Here is a 12,012-nt window from a genome sequence, read left to right as displayed (position 1 = left end):
TGCGTCGCAACGGCATCAGGGTGATCAGGAGAGTTCCATGGTTTGGAATTGCAATGGCGACGGCAAGTGCCGGGCGAGGGGTGCGGGGCAGCTTTCCGCCGATGAAGCCTTACTGCCACCCCCGGATGCGGCCGTTTCGGACTTTCTCTATTTCCTACGCTCCTGGATCAGCAATCCGCTACGTGTGGCAGCGATTGCGCCATCGGGAGATTCTCTTGCCAAGCTGATGACGCAGGAAATCGCACCGATGGACGGCCCGATCATTGAACTGGGGCCAGGTACCGGTGTCTTCACTCGTGCCCTGCTGGCTCGAGGCGTGAGCGAATCCGATCTGACCTTGATCGAGTGTGGAACGGAATTTATTCCGGGATTGAAGCGCCGCTTTCCGAAGGCGCGCGTGCTTCAGATGGATGCGGGGAGGCTCCACCATGGGCATCTCTTCGAGGGCCAACCGGTCGGTGCAGTGGTAAGCGGCCTGCCGATCTTGTCCATGTCGCCTAGAAAGGTGACGGCTATTCTCTTGGGTGCTTTTACCTATCTCCGTCCCGGCGCGGCCTTCTATCAATTTACCTACGGCCCGCGGTGCCCGGTGCCCCGGCCGATCCTCGATCGCCTGGGCCTCAAGGCTGCCCATGTCGGCGGGACCATGCGCAATCTACCTCCGGCGGCCGTATATAAGATCTCTCGGCGGAGGCCGCTCGATAATGTCCGCAGCGTCCGAATCCCTGGGAATGAAGCATCGTTCGAAGCGCTGCCCGCCAGGTGGGACTCGGACGACTGACGCGGCCGGGTGGCTTAGATGACGCTCAGCGTCGCGCTTGCGAGCGCCAGGTAGCGGCTGGCCTTGCCGATAAAGACGAGGATCAGAAAGATCGGCAGCGGCTCCTTCATGACCCCGGCAGCAACAGTGACTGCGTCACCGCCAATCGGCAGCCAACTCAGCAGAAGCGACCATTTTCCGTATTTCTGGTACCAGATTTGCGCCCGCTCGAGTTTTTCGGGGGTGACAGGGAACCAGCGCCTGTCTCGAAACCGCTCGACCCCGCGGCCGATGAACCAGTTGACCGCGGCGCCCAGCGTATTGCCGATCGATGCTACGAGAAGCAGTCCCGCCAGCGAATACCGCTCACTCAGGATCAGGCCGACAAGGATCGCTTCCGACTGCATCGGAAAAATGGTGGCGGCGATGAAGGCTGCGGAGAAAAGGCCCGCATAGGCGGCAAAATCGAACATGACCGAGACTTCTAGAGGGAAAAACCAAAAGGGCGGATTCTCACCCGCCCTTCGGTATTGCTGAATGTGACGTTCAGGCCTGCTTTGCGCGATCGCCGTCCTCGATCGCCGTTTCGCCGGCGGCCTCGGTCTGGTTGGCCCTGCGCCGGGTGCGCCAGTCCCCGAGGAAGAGCAGGATCGGCGCGGCGATGAAGACCGACGAGGAAGCCGCGATCACGATACCGAACACCATCGGGATGGCAAAGCTTTCCACCGCGCTGCCACCCCAGATCGCCATCGGCAGCATCGCGAGGAAGGCCGTGACGGAGGTATAGAGGCTTCGTGCCAGCGTTTCGTTGATCGACAGGTCGATCAGTTCGCGCAGCGGCATCTTCTTATAAAGCCGCATGTTTTCGCGCATCCGGTCATAAACGACGACCTTGTCGTTCACCGAGTAGCCGACGAGTGTCAGCAGCGCCGCGATAGCCGTCAGGTTGAAGTCGAGACCGGTCAACGCAAAGAAGCCGATTGTTTTCGTGACGTCGAGCACAAGGGTTGCGATAGCGCCGACCGCGAAGGGCCATTCGAACCGCGCCCAGATATAAACGAGCATCGCAAGCGACGCGAGCACGACCGCCAGGATGCCTGCCGTCGCGAGTTCGCCGCTGACCTTCGGGCCGACGACTTCGGTACGCTCGACCTTTGAAGTCGGATCGATCTTGACCACTTCGGCCTTGAGCTTTTCGACCGCATCGGTTTGCGCCTGTTCGCCGCCCGGCTGGCGCTCGACGCGGACGAGAACGCGGTTCTTGGCGCCGAACTCCTGCAGGGCGACTTCGCCGAGGCCGAGTTCATCGAGGCCTGAGCGGAAGGCTGCCAGATCGGTCTCGTTCTGGGTGATCACTTCGAGCTGAATGCCGCCGCGGAAGTCGACGCCGTAGTTAAGGCCGGGTGTGACGAAAAGGACGATCGAGGCCACGGACAAGATCAGCGACACGCCGATACCGACGAAACGACCTTTCATGAAATTGATATGCGTTCCATCCGGGATCAGGTTGATCGGCAGGAGCGGCTTGATCTCGATCTTCTTGAGTTTCTGGCGGCTGGCAATGAAGACCATCACGACGCGGACGATGGAAACTGCCGTGAACATCGAGATTGCGATGCCGAGACCCATGGTGACGGCGAAGCCGCGGACGGGACCCGATCCGAACCAGAAGAGCAGGACTGTAGCGATAAGGGCCGTGACGTTACTGTCGACGATGGTCGAGTAGGCGCGCTTGAAACCTGCGTCGATCGCCCCAAAGGCACTGCGTCCCTTTCTTGTTTCTTCCTTGATGCGCTCGTTGATGAGAACGTTCGCATCGACCGCCAGGCCGATGCCAAGCACGATACCAGCGATACCGGGTAGGGTCAGGGTGGAGCCGATCAGCGTCAGACCGGCAAAGGTCAGGATGACGTTGATGAACAGCGCCACGTTGGCGAGAATGCCCCAGGCTCCATAGAGGAAGAACATGAAGCCGACGACGAGGCCGAAACCGATAATGCCGGTGAAGATGCCCATCTCGATGGCATCGGAGCCGAGGTCGGCACCCACGGTGCGCTCCTCGATGACTGTCAGCTTGGCGGGCAGGGCGCCGGCGCGCAGCAATGCCGAGAGCGTATTGGCTTCCTCGACCGAGAAGCCGCCCGAGATCTGGCCAGAGCCGCCGGTGATCGGCGTACGGATGACCGGTGCGCTCAGCACCTTGTTGTCGAGGACGATCGCGAAGGGACGGCCGACATTCTGTTGGGTGATTTGGGCGAAGCGGTTGGCGCCGGCCGAGTCGAACCGGAAATTGACGACCGGTTCGTTGGTCTGCTGGTCGAAGGCGGCGCGGGCGTCCGTCAGGCGGTCGCCGGAAAGCTCGACGCGATCGAGAACCGGATATTGGTTGCCGCCGTCGTCCGACAGCATCGTCACGCCTGGTTCTCCCTGCTGACCAAGCAGGTGGAAGCTCATCTTGGCGGTTGAACCGAGGAGCTGGCGCAGGCGCGACGGATCCTGTTCACCCGGAAGCTGGACGAGAACCCGGTCGGAGCCGACACGCTGGATGGTCGGTTCGGCAACACCCACCTGGTCCACACGCTGGCGGATGATTTCAAGGCTCTGATCGACCGCGGCGGTGATGTGTGAGTTGATGCCCGCTTCCGTCTGGGCGATCGAGATGGTGTTGTCGGACGGTGTTGTGATCGCAAGATCGCTGCCGCCGACCGCTGTTCCCAGGCCGACAGGGTTCGCGAGCGTCTGCAGTTCCGTGACGGCCGCGTCTCGCTGTGCCGGGTCACGAAGTGCGACTGTGATCGCTTCGCCCGAACGACGGATCGCCGAGGTGTTAATGTTCTTGTCGCGCAGAACGCGGCGGGCATCCTGGAGGAGGCTCTGGACCCGCTCGTTGATCAGATCCGCGCGGTCGACTTCCAGCACCAGATGCGAGCCGCCGCGCAGATCGAGGCCGAGCGAGACGCGGTTGTGCGGCAGCCATGACGGAAGACGGTCGAGGGTGGACTGCGGGATGACGTTCGGCAGCGCCACCAGAACGCCGATGATTATGATGAGAGCATAGCTCGCCACCAGCCACGGGGAATTTCTCATGTTTATAATCCTGCTAAGCCCGTCGCTTCCTGAGCGGAAGGGCAAGAATGCTCATATTGTCGAGACGCCGAAAGCGTCATTCTCAGACGGCGAATGGCGGCGCTCGCGGCAGCGATCCCGGCCAGAAGCGAAAGCTTCTGGTTGTTGCGGCGGCATTCGGCGTCTCGGCCGAGGAATAAAGTGGAAAGGCGATGTCTGTGGAACGGAGCGTGAGCGCGCTATCTGCATTGGCTGAATGAGAAGCAGTTCCATCCTTGCGATCTGTCGCGGCAAGCGCCCTTAACGGCTCTCGCTTGGAAAGATGCGGCGTGTCAGTGCTTTTGCCGGCAGACTGGATGCCACGCGCGATCTGCACGTCCTTGACGACACCCGAGAGCAGACCGATAAGCGCTGCAATCAGCAGCGCCACGGCAATCGCCGGCCAGCGCGACACCAGACCAAGCTCGTCGCGTTCGCCTCTGATCCGCCTGTGCTGCGGAAAAAGCGCCATCCGTCTCAGCTCCGGAGCGTTACAAAAATCCCGAAGTGCCTGCTTCGGAACGGAAAGCAGCCTTCTAAAGGAGAGCCTTCAGGTGGTCAATCTCACTGTCGGGAGCGTAGACGGAGATTGCGGCGTCATTACCGGCGCCAAAGCATTTTGCGCGTGGATGCGGAGCGCTGTCTGGGATCAGCGAGGGTTGCGATCATCAGTTCAGGGCCGCGGTCATGTGTTGCTCGTCGTTGCCACCATGGCTCAAAATCACTCTCTTGGAATGGAAGCGGGGCTCTCCAACTCTTGCGAGCCGGGGGTCCGCGAGCCCCTAACCGGCATCATGTCGGCTGAAAGCGCACCTACCTTTGCTTTCCGACCATGTGCAATGGGACCTGGGCGAAAAGTCTGAGGCGTAGTGACGAAACACTGACTTCCTGTCCGAAAACAGCACATCAGCGTGGTCGGCCTTGATCGGCGTTACGCGAAGTCACCCCGCTTGGGCGGTGTCGCGGGCTCGCGCAACCCAGGCGGCACCCTCGCGTGCATGATGAAAACCATTTGATAGCGGTGCGGCGGGATAGAGCATCCGGAGCTTGTCGACCGCCTCGTCTGCGCCGATCGCGCCGTCGAGCGCGGCGCTGTAGAGGGACGCGACAGCCACCATGTCGCAGTCTTGAGGTGAAATCCGGATTGCCGAAACGCCGCAGGCGGCAAGGTCGGGTAGTTCGCCGAGAAGTGCCTGGCAGGTATGGGAAATCGTCTGTACGCCGTTCAAGGCCAGGAAAGACTGGCGATCGAGCGTTTTCACCGGCAGGCCGTCCGGGTCATCGCTGCAAACGAACTGGCAACTGTCCTTGATTTTTCCCTTCGAGCGCGCGTGGGCGCAGCGTGCGGAGATCGCAAGCGGCATGCGCCCGAATGCAAAAACCTCGAAGTCAACTCCCGGAGTTTCAGCAATGACCCGCTTGACCGACGAAAAGGGGAGTTCCGGCGGTAGACAGATGCGGCATGCACCACGTCCGGCAAGCAGCCGGGCGGTCGCTGAATTGTAGACATTGATCAACGGCCCGACGCTATGGGCCTTGCCGTTCAAAAGACCGAGTGCCGAGAGGTCGTTCGCCTCGACCATGTACTCGCTGTCGCGTGCAAGCTCCCGGATCAGCCTGCTTTCCCGCTCCAGCGTCACGAGAGCCAGCGTCGAGAGGAGCACTGTCTTGCCGGCATTTTCCAGCCGTTCGATAACCTCGGCAATGTGAGGTTCGATAAAGTGCTGGCGTTTGGAACAGACCGTCTCTCCGATCACAACCCGCTCGAAAGGAGCCTCATCGGCGATGCGGAAGTGGAAATCGCGCCATTTGGCGCTGTCCCAAAGATAGTAGACGGGTCCCATGGTCAGCGAGGGGCGGGCGGTCTCCATCTTCATCTCCAACGCTTCTCGTAGGCACCCGACGTCGTCTTCTGTCCCTCGCTCAGCCCGCGAAGATGGGCAAGCAAGGCCGGACGATCGTCCGCCTTGGCTGACAACGCCTTTTTCAGCGTTGAAACGACCTCCGCCACATAGGCTTTGCCGCGCTGACGTCCTTCGATTTTCAGCGCGCTGACGCCAGCAGCGGTCAGCGCATCGATCTCGCCCATGACATCGAGCGATACCGGGTCCTCAAAGGCGTAGCCCCGTTCGTCTGCTATGTCGAAGCGGCCCTTGCAGAGCGTCGGATAGCCGGCAGCTTCTCCGGCGGCAAAGCGGTTTATAGTGTAGGCGCCAAGCTCGGAGACGAGTTCATCGGCTTCCTTGCGGTAGCGGACGTGGCTGGCGGGCGAGCAGACGCCATTCATGTTCGGCGACTTCCCGGTCGCATAGGAGGACAGCGAGCAGCGCCCTTCGGCCATGACGCAAAGGCCGCCGAAGACGAAGACCTCTATTTCGCAGCGGATCTTCGGCGCGATGCGAGCGATGTCGGCGATGGTGAGCGTGCGCGGAAGCACCACGCGCTTGGCGTTGAAGGCGTCGACCAGAAAGTTGATCGCGTCGACGTTGGAGGCGGACGCCTGCACGGAGACATGCAGCCGCTGGTCGGCATAGTGCTCAGCGACATGGGCCATCAGGCCGAAATCAGCAAGGATGAGCGCATCGGCGCCCAGCGCTACCGCGTCGGCGGCGGCTCGGTACCAGATCTCTTCATCGCCTGCGCGCATGAACGTGTTGAGGGCGACGAATGTCTGGGTACCTTTGCTACGGGCATAGGCGATCGCTTCGCGCAATTCGTCCCGGCTGAAATTGAGTCCCGGAAAGTTGCGCGCATTCGTCTCGTCGCGGAAGCCGCAGTAGACGGCATCCGCTCCCGCGTCGACTGCTTCGCGAAATGTTGCGGGTGTGCCGGCGGGGCAAATCAGTTCCATCGGGAAGCCTCCTCGGTTAGCGCGCGCCGTCGAATGCTTTCGGCAACACGCCCGACGATCGGCGCAAGCGGGCCGGCCAGCGCGGAGAGGTCACGCGGTAGATCGATATCGCAGTCGTCCAGGGCGTTGCGCATCGCCAGCATCGCCTCCATGTCTCCGTTGACGGTGAGATCGCGCGAGAAGAAAAGGGCGTCCGCGTCGCAACGGCCTTCGAGCAGCGCGAGCAGCATGAAGAGTGGGCCTTCGACGGAGGCATCCGCGGTTGGCGGCACCGGTAACCTTCGCGCCACGTGGATGGATGGCTGTGCCGGTGAGACAACGAAGACGAGCGGAATGTCGGTCGGCATGAAGGCGAAGCGCTTTTCGATATGCTCACCGAGGCGGGCAAACAGATGGGGATGTTGCGTCGTCACCCGCTGGAACAGCATGGATGTGGTTCGCTCGATCGCCGCCATTGGAATGACATTAAGGGGGGCGGCGAGTGTCGCGGGGAATCTCATCTTGGCGGGTCCTGCTGGAATCGGCCGGAGGCTAGCGGCAGCCTTCAGGGCGATGTTTGACCCAGCGCAAACAATAGCGGTTTTTCACGAGCAAATGGCGCTTCGATTGCAGGGAGAAATTCTGCAATGGCGTCAACTGTTTGCGGTTTAGCAAAGAAGCCGATGCGGACCGCTGATAACCGGTTGCGTCGCCGAGAATGAATAACGGCGTATCGGCATGATGCCGGGTCTTCGGAGCCACCGGTCATGCGTTTGTCAGACGTCGGAATTACCAAGAGAATATTGATTGCCGTTTGCCTTCCCGTTCTACTTGTCCTGGGCCTTTCCTACGAGAGGATCGGCAGGAGTGCAGAAGCGTATCGCGCTGCAGATCGACTTGTCGACGTGACCGACTACGTTTCGGCCCTCGGGGAAGCGGTGCACAAGCTGCAGGTCGAGCGCGGAGAGAGTGCTGCGTTGTTGGGCAGCAACGCGGCAGACAGCCGCGGGCATCTGAGCACGATCCGTCTGGAGTTCGACCAACTCGCTTCCGCCGTCGCCGCAAAGGGCGAAAAAGCATCGGTCGGCCGTGCTACAGATTTCGGTGAGAAGCTCTTGGCCCTGGCTCAGTTCCGACAGAGGATCGACCAATCCGCAGTCACGCCTGAAGAAAGTACCACTTTCTATTCCGGCCTCGTCGCACAACTTCTTCAGATCCCGCGTGATCTCGTGGCACAGGGGAAGAACAGCAGCCTGTCGGGTGAATTGGCAGCGTACAACCTGTTCTCGCAGGCAAAGGAACTTGCGGGTCAGGAACGGGCGATTGGCAACGCCGCAATTTCTTCGGGTAAAATCGATGCGGAAAAACTACTGAAGCTTTCGCGTCTCTACGGAGCCCAGGCGACCCTCCTTCAAGAATTCGAGGAAGCCCATCCGTCCCTGGGGCCGGATCTGAAGGCTGTAGGCCCGGATGCCCAACCGAGACTGGCTTCGATGCGAAGCGAGATATTCAGGGCAGGGGCAAATATCGACTTCACGGGCTGGAAGGTGTCCGACTGGTACGGTGCTGCAAGCGAACGGATCAACCTTCTTCGCGAGGTCGAGAAGAAGGTCTTGTCTTCTTTGCGCGACGATGCGGTCGCTCTTGCGGGGCAAGAGATGCGCGCGCTCGTCACGGTGGGAACGGTGCTGGCCGTTGCGCTGATCGCCGCCATCGCACTTTCGATTTCGATCGGTTTGGGCGTGGTTCGCCCGCTTCAGCAATTGACAAAGGTGGTCGAGAAATTGGCCCGGGGTGAAGCGGACGAAACCTCCGTCTCCGTGGACTCGAAGGACGAAGTCGGTGCGATGGCTCTCGCCGTGCGGCATGCCGTCGAAGCCGCCAAACAGCGTGCGGCGCAAGAACGTGAGGAAGACTTGCAGCGTGCGGCTCAAAGACAGGCGGAGGCGGACACTCTTGAACAAGAACGCGCCGCTCGCTCTCGATCCCTGGAAATGGCGCTCAGCGAACTTGACCAGGGCCTGCGGGAGCTTGCAGGCGGCAACCTTCGCCATCGCATCGTCAATGAACTGGCATCGGGCCTCGATCCGCTGCGGCTGAGCTACAATCTGTCGGTCGAGACACTCGAAAGCCTTGTCTCGTTGGCCGGGGCGAATGCCCATAGCATCAACGTGGCATGCGGAGAGTTGCGTGGCGCAGCCGACGATCTCTCAAGGCGTACCGCCGGCCAGGCGGCAGCGCTCGAAGAGGCTGCCGCTGCGCTGGAGGAGGTAGCAACCGCGGTGAAGATGTCTGCGAGCGGGGCCGACGAAGCCAAGAGATCGGTTGCAATCGCCAATGCCGACACATCGGAGGCAACTAAAATCGTCGCCGATACCGTGGCGGCCATGCAGGACATCGCAAGATCCTCGAACCAGATCGGACAGATCATCGGTGTGATCGACGACATAGCATTCCAGACCAATCTTTTGGCGCTCAATGCGGGAGTCGAGGCGGCGAGAGCCGGAGAGGCAGGCAAGGGATTTGCAGTCGTCGCGCAGGAGGTACGCGAACTGGCGCAGCGTTCCGCTGCTGCTGCCCGAGAGATCAAGGATCTCGTTGCGCTGGCGTCGAAGGACGTTTCCGGCGGCGTCGCTCTGGTCGGGCGGACCGGCGAGGCTCTCGTCGGCATCGAGCGGCATGTGCAGATCATCAATCAACAGGTTCTGGGGATCGTGCAATCTTCCATGGAACAATCGATCGCGCTGGCCGAAATCACTTCGACCGTCGGCCAGCTCGACCAGATCACCCAACAGAATGCCTCTATGGTGGAACAGACCAATGCGGCGACGCAGTCGCTGGCAGGGGAAACGGAAAAACTGCGCGAGCAGCTTGGGACATTTCAGACAGGGGATGCGCATCAGGAACCGTTCCGAGATTACTTGGCTGCCTGAACGTAGAAGCCGTTCCCGGGGCGTTGGCAGTCCGGCCTCTGGCCGGGCTGCGTTCCTGGAGTAAGTTTGGCTAACGCGAAGACGGTTGTAGTCCCGCTAGCACAAGACCTCCCGACCCTCAGCTTCGGCAACCAGCAGCGCCTCGATGATCAGCTTTTCCGAATGCACGTGCCGCCTGAGGGCTTCCAGAAAACCCAGGAGCAGATAGCGGGCGGAACTGGCAGACGCGCACTTGTTGTCGGCAAGCTCTTTCAGGGTAGTTTCTACTTCCTGACCGGCGAGCAGATCGCATCGATGCTCCGCCTTCAATTGTTCGATCATGTGCGGCGCAAAATAGGATCCTGCGTTGCTGCTGAAGTCGGGAAACAGCACCTCTTCCTCCAGAGCATGCGTCGCCTTTATCAGCTCCGCTATGTTCTTCGACGTATCGAGGCAGGTGGCGGTGTCGATTTCATCGGGCAAAGAGGCGGCAATCTCCTCAAGCGTCAGGCACAGTCGGAGAAGCGTTGTGTGATTTTGCTCCAACGCGGCAAGGTTCTGCGCGCTTAGCTTCGCCGTGATTGTCATAATCCTTCCCTTCAAAACTGCGGCAGGACGAGATTTCTCATTTTGCCCGAGGGCGTTCCGCAAGCAGGTGCAGGGAAGGAAAATGCCGAAACAGGGCCGGCCTATCTTTGCGCGCAAGCAAATAAGGCGGAAGCCGTTGGCGCAGCCGGAAGTTCTGGATCAGGAATGACGTGGTTTAGGTGAATTCCTGACGAACGTCATCTCTTCCTGCGCCACTTGGCCTTTAGCGCTCAGGATGGCTCGCCATCTGCGGTTTCCAAGCCGCACGCTGAGCCTATGGGTTCCCGCGTCCTCTCCTTCTCCCCGTTCGACGCTGCTCGTGATGTGTCCTTGCCTGAGGCTCTTTCGGAACTCCTCGCTCGACAGACCGAAGCGCTGGGCGAGCTCAGGCGTTTCAAGGACAAAGTCACCATTTTCGTCGCGTTCGATGTGCATGATGAGTCCTCCGCAAGGAGCTAAAGGAAAGGGGCCGGTTACTCTGCCGGCCACCGATCTATTGCCGCCGTTCCCGAACTGATACCTGCGCTGCTGCATTGATCGGCCGCAACTTGGCCTTCCCACATGCGAGCGATAGGCCCGATGGCCAGAGCCAGCAGATCGATCGCCCGGCAAGCCAGTTGATCGACCATATCATCGATTGTCTGCGGCTTGTGATAGAAGGCAGGCACCGGCGGCATGACGATCGCTCCCATTTCGGTGACGGTGCACATATTGCGCAAGTGGCCAAGATGCAACGGCGTTTCCCGGGCGAGCAGTACAAGCCGCCTCCTTTCCTTGAGCTGCACGTCGGCGGCCCTGATGATGAGGGTATCGGCATGCCCGGTCGCCACGGCCGAGAGGGTGCGCATGGAACAAGGGGCCACGATCATTCCCTGAACAGGGAAGGAGCCGCTTGCTATCGCAGCTCCGATGTCCCCGGCCGGATATATCCTGTGAGCAAGCGAACGGATATAGGCAAGCGCCTGCGTGCCGACCTCGTGCTGCAGCGTCCGTCTTCCGGCATCCGAAACCACGAGGTGGGTTTCGATTTCCGGCAGCTCAGCCAACCGTTCGACAATCCGAACAGCGATCGGGGCGCCCGAGGCACCGGAAATTCCGACGACCACTCGCTGAGGCTTCTTCTGCATTGCTCGGCTCCTGTCCCGGTCGATAGCCTTGGCTATGGCCGACGGACCATGCGGTGAATGAACATCTCTTTCGTTGATGCAACGCAATCACCTCGATAGCGGCAGCCGACGAGCGGTGCAGATTTCGACTGCGTTTCAGGGAAGGCGGAGCGCCTTAGGCCCGATGCCGAGGCCGATCTGAAGACTGTCGGCGATGCGGTGCGCGCGGTCGCGGAAAAAATCCATGGCTTCTCCGCGGCATGTCTGTTCCAGGGTTTCCTCGAAGAGGTGAAGCCAACGTTGGAAGTGCTCAGCAGTCAGGGCAAGTCCTTGATGAGCTCTATGGGGGCTACCGGAGTAAGCACCGTTTTTGAAAGCGAGGGCGGACCAGAACAATGTCAGACGTTGAAGGTGAGCGTCCCAGTCAGGCCCTATCCGACCTTCGAAGATCGGGCCAAGCAACGGATCGGCCCTGACCCTGCCGTAGAAGAGGTGGACGACGTTGCGAACCAGCTCCTCATCGATAGTATCCCGCCGGACATCATTCATCTGCAATTACCCACTCCAAAACATCAGACACCAGTCCTCCGCAAAAGTCCGGCTGTCGAGATGACGAATGCGCGCACCGGCTCTTAAGGATCAAAACCCGCGAACAGCGGCAGGCGCCGACAGGAATTTGGTGCCGAAAGGACCGATGCTTGCCGCTGACTC

The 12,012-nt window shown here is 60.6% G+C and carries 12 protein-coding genes; 2 read left to right on the top strand and 10 right to left on the bottom strand.

The features are described from left to right. Nucleotides 1–37 precede the first annotated feature (37 nt). Nucleotides 38–781, top strand: coding sequence for a class I SAM-dependent methyltransferase (locus C5L12_RS18420; RefSeq protein WP_245422966.1), 744 nt, complete (start codon nucleotides 38–40; stop codon nucleotides 779–781). A 14-nt stretch (nucleotides 782–795) separates the two neighbouring features. Here C5L12_RS18420 and C5L12_RS18415 read toward each other — a convergent pair whose 3' ends face one another. The 6 genes from C5L12_RS18415 to ubiT all read right to left on the bottom strand — a co-directional run bounded on the left by C5L12_RS18415 (nucleotide 796) and on the right by ubiT (nucleotide 7,216). Further along, nucleotides 796–1,233 carry a YqaA family protein gene (locus C5L12_RS18415; protein WP_105373504.1) on the bottom strand — a complete coding sequence of 146 codons (438 nt, stop codon included), beginning with the start codon at nucleotides 1,231–1,233 and terminating at the stop codon, nucleotides 796–798. 73 nt (nucleotides 1,234–1,306) lie between these two features. Continuing rightward, complete coding sequence (secD, locus tag C5L12_RS18410; RefSeq protein WP_105373503.1) at nucleotides 1,307–3,847, bottom strand: protein translocase subunit SecD; 2,541 nt, start codon at nucleotides 3,845–3,847, stop codon at nucleotides 1,307–1,309. 82 nt (nucleotides 3,848–3,929) lie between these two features. Beyond that, on the bottom strand, nucleotides 3,930–4,337 hold the full coding sequence (locus C5L12_RS18405; protein WP_105373502.1) for a hypothetical protein: 408 nt from the start codon (nucleotides 4,335–4,337) through the stop codon (nucleotides 3,930–3,932). A 469-nt stretch (nucleotides 4,338–4,806) separates the two neighbouring features. Beyond that, nucleotides 4,807–5,736: a ubiquinone anaerobic biosynthesis protein UbiV gene (ubiV, locus tag C5L12_RS18400; RefSeq protein ID WP_105373501.1), complete on the bottom strand. Its 930-nt coding sequence runs from the start codon at nucleotides 5,734–5,736 to the stop codon at nucleotides 4,807–4,809. A gap of 2 nt (nucleotides 5,737–5,738) precedes the next feature. Further along, complete coding sequence (gene ubiU / locus C5L12_RS18395) at nucleotides 5,739–6,716, bottom strand: ubiquinone anaerobic biosynthesis protein UbiU (protein ID WP_105373500.1); 978 nt, start codon at nucleotides 6,714–6,716, stop codon at nucleotides 5,739–5,741. Further along, nucleotides 6,707–7,216, bottom strand: a complete 510-nt coding sequence (gene ubiT, locus C5L12_RS18390; RefSeq protein ID WP_105373499.1) for a ubiquinone anaerobic biosynthesis accessory factor UbiT — start codon at nucleotides 7,214–7,216, stop codon at nucleotides 6,707–6,709. Before ubiT ends, ubiU begins: the two co-directional genes overlap by 10 nt. 246 nt (nucleotides 7,217–7,462) lie before the next feature. Here ubiT and C5L12_RS18385 point away from each other — a divergent pair, with 246 nt between their 5' ends. Further along, the gene (locus C5L12_RS18385) at nucleotides 7,463–9,628 is read left to right on the top strand and encodes a methyl-accepting chemotaxis protein (protein ID WP_105373498.1); all 2,166 of its coding nucleotides are present in this window, start codon (nucleotides 7,463–7,465) and stop codon (nucleotides 9,626–9,628) included. A gap of 96 nt (nucleotides 9,629–9,724) precedes the next feature. On the opposite strand, the gene C5L12_RS18380 is transcribed toward C5L12_RS18385, so the two are convergent. From C5L12_RS18380 to C5L12_RS18365, 4 genes are all read right to left on the bottom strand, one after another. Continuing rightward, nucleotides 9,725–10,195: a hemerythrin domain-containing protein gene (locus C5L12_RS18380; RefSeq protein WP_105373497.1), complete on the bottom strand. Its 471-nt coding sequence runs from the start codon at nucleotides 10,193–10,195 to the stop codon at nucleotides 9,725–9,727. Nucleotides 10,196–10,354: 159 nt separating this feature from the next. Continuing rightward, the gene (locus tag C5L12_RS18375; RefSeq protein ID WP_105373496.1) at nucleotides 10,355–10,630 is read right to left on the bottom strand and encodes a DUF6522 family protein; all 276 of its coding nucleotides are present in this window, start codon (nucleotides 10,628–10,630) and stop codon (nucleotides 10,355–10,357) included. Between the two features lie 38 nt (nucleotides 10,631–10,668). Next, entirely contained in the window at nucleotides 10,669–11,322 is a 654-nt protein-coding gene (locus tag C5L12_RS18370) for a UbiX family flavin prenyltransferase (RefSeq protein ID WP_105373495.1), read from the bottom strand. Between the two features lie 135 nt (nucleotides 11,323–11,457). Beyond that, complete coding sequence (locus C5L12_RS18365) at nucleotides 11,458–11,850, bottom strand: group III truncated hemoglobin (protein ID WP_105373494.1); 393 nt, start codon at nucleotides 11,848–11,850, stop codon at nucleotides 11,458–11,460. Between the last annotated feature and the right edge of the window lie 162 nt (nucleotides 11,851–12,012).

Source organism: Neorhizobium huautlense (assembly GCF_002968575.1).
GTDB lineage: Bacteria > Pseudomonadota > Alphaproteobacteria > Rhizobiales > Rhizobiaceae > Neorhizobium > Neorhizobium huautlense.
The sequence above is the reverse complement of the archived record's forward strand: the minus strand, read 5'-3'. Positions and strand labels throughout refer to the sequence as shown.

Bases quoted from the DNA above. Each gene is read 5' to 3' on its own strand.
- C5L12_RS18420 (WP_245422966.1), top strand. From the start codon at position 38: ATGGTTTGGAATTGCAATGGCGACGGCAAGTGCCGGGCGAGGGGTGCG.
- C5L12_RS18365 (WP_105373494.1), bottom strand. From the start codon at position 11,850: ATGAATGATGTCCGGCGGGATACTATCGATGAGGAGCTGGTTCGCAAC.
- C5L12_RS18370 (WP_105373495.1), bottom strand. From the start codon at position 11,322: ATGCAGAAGAAGCCTCAGCGAGTGGTCGTCGGAATTTCCGGTGCCTCG.
- ubiV (WP_105373501.1), bottom strand. From the start codon at position 5,736: ATGGAGACCGCCCGCCCCTCGCTGACCATGGGACCCGTCTACTATCTT.
- ubiU (WP_105373500.1), bottom strand. From the start codon at position 6,716: ATGGAACTGATTTGCCCCGCCGGCACACCCGCAACATTTCGCGAAGCA.
- C5L12_RS18405 (WP_105373502.1), bottom strand. From the start codon at position 4,337: ATGGCGCTTTTTCCGCAGCACAGGCGGATCAGAGGCGAACGCGACGAG.
- C5L12_RS18375 (WP_105373496.1), bottom strand. From the start codon at position 10,630: ATGCACATCGAACGCGACGAAAATGGTGACTTTGTCCTTGAAACGCCT.
- C5L12_RS18415 (WP_105373504.1), bottom strand. From the start codon at position 1,233: ATGTTCGATTTTGCCGCCTATGCGGGCCTTTTCTCCGCAGCCTTCATC.
- C5L12_RS18385 (WP_105373498.1), top strand. From the start codon at position 7,463: ATGCGTTTGTCAGACGTCGGAATTACCAAGAGAATATTGATTGCCGTT.
- ubiT (WP_105373499.1), bottom strand. From the start codon at position 7,216: ATGAGATTCCCCGCGACACTCGCCGCCCCCCTTAATGTCATTCCAATG.
- secD (WP_105373503.1), bottom strand. From the start codon at position 3,847: ATGAGAAATTCCCCGTGGCTGGTGGCGAGCTATGCTCTCATCATAATC.
- C5L12_RS18380 (WP_105373497.1), bottom strand. From the start codon at position 10,195: ATGACAATCACGGCGAAGCTAAGCGCGCAGAACCTTGCCGCGTTGGAG.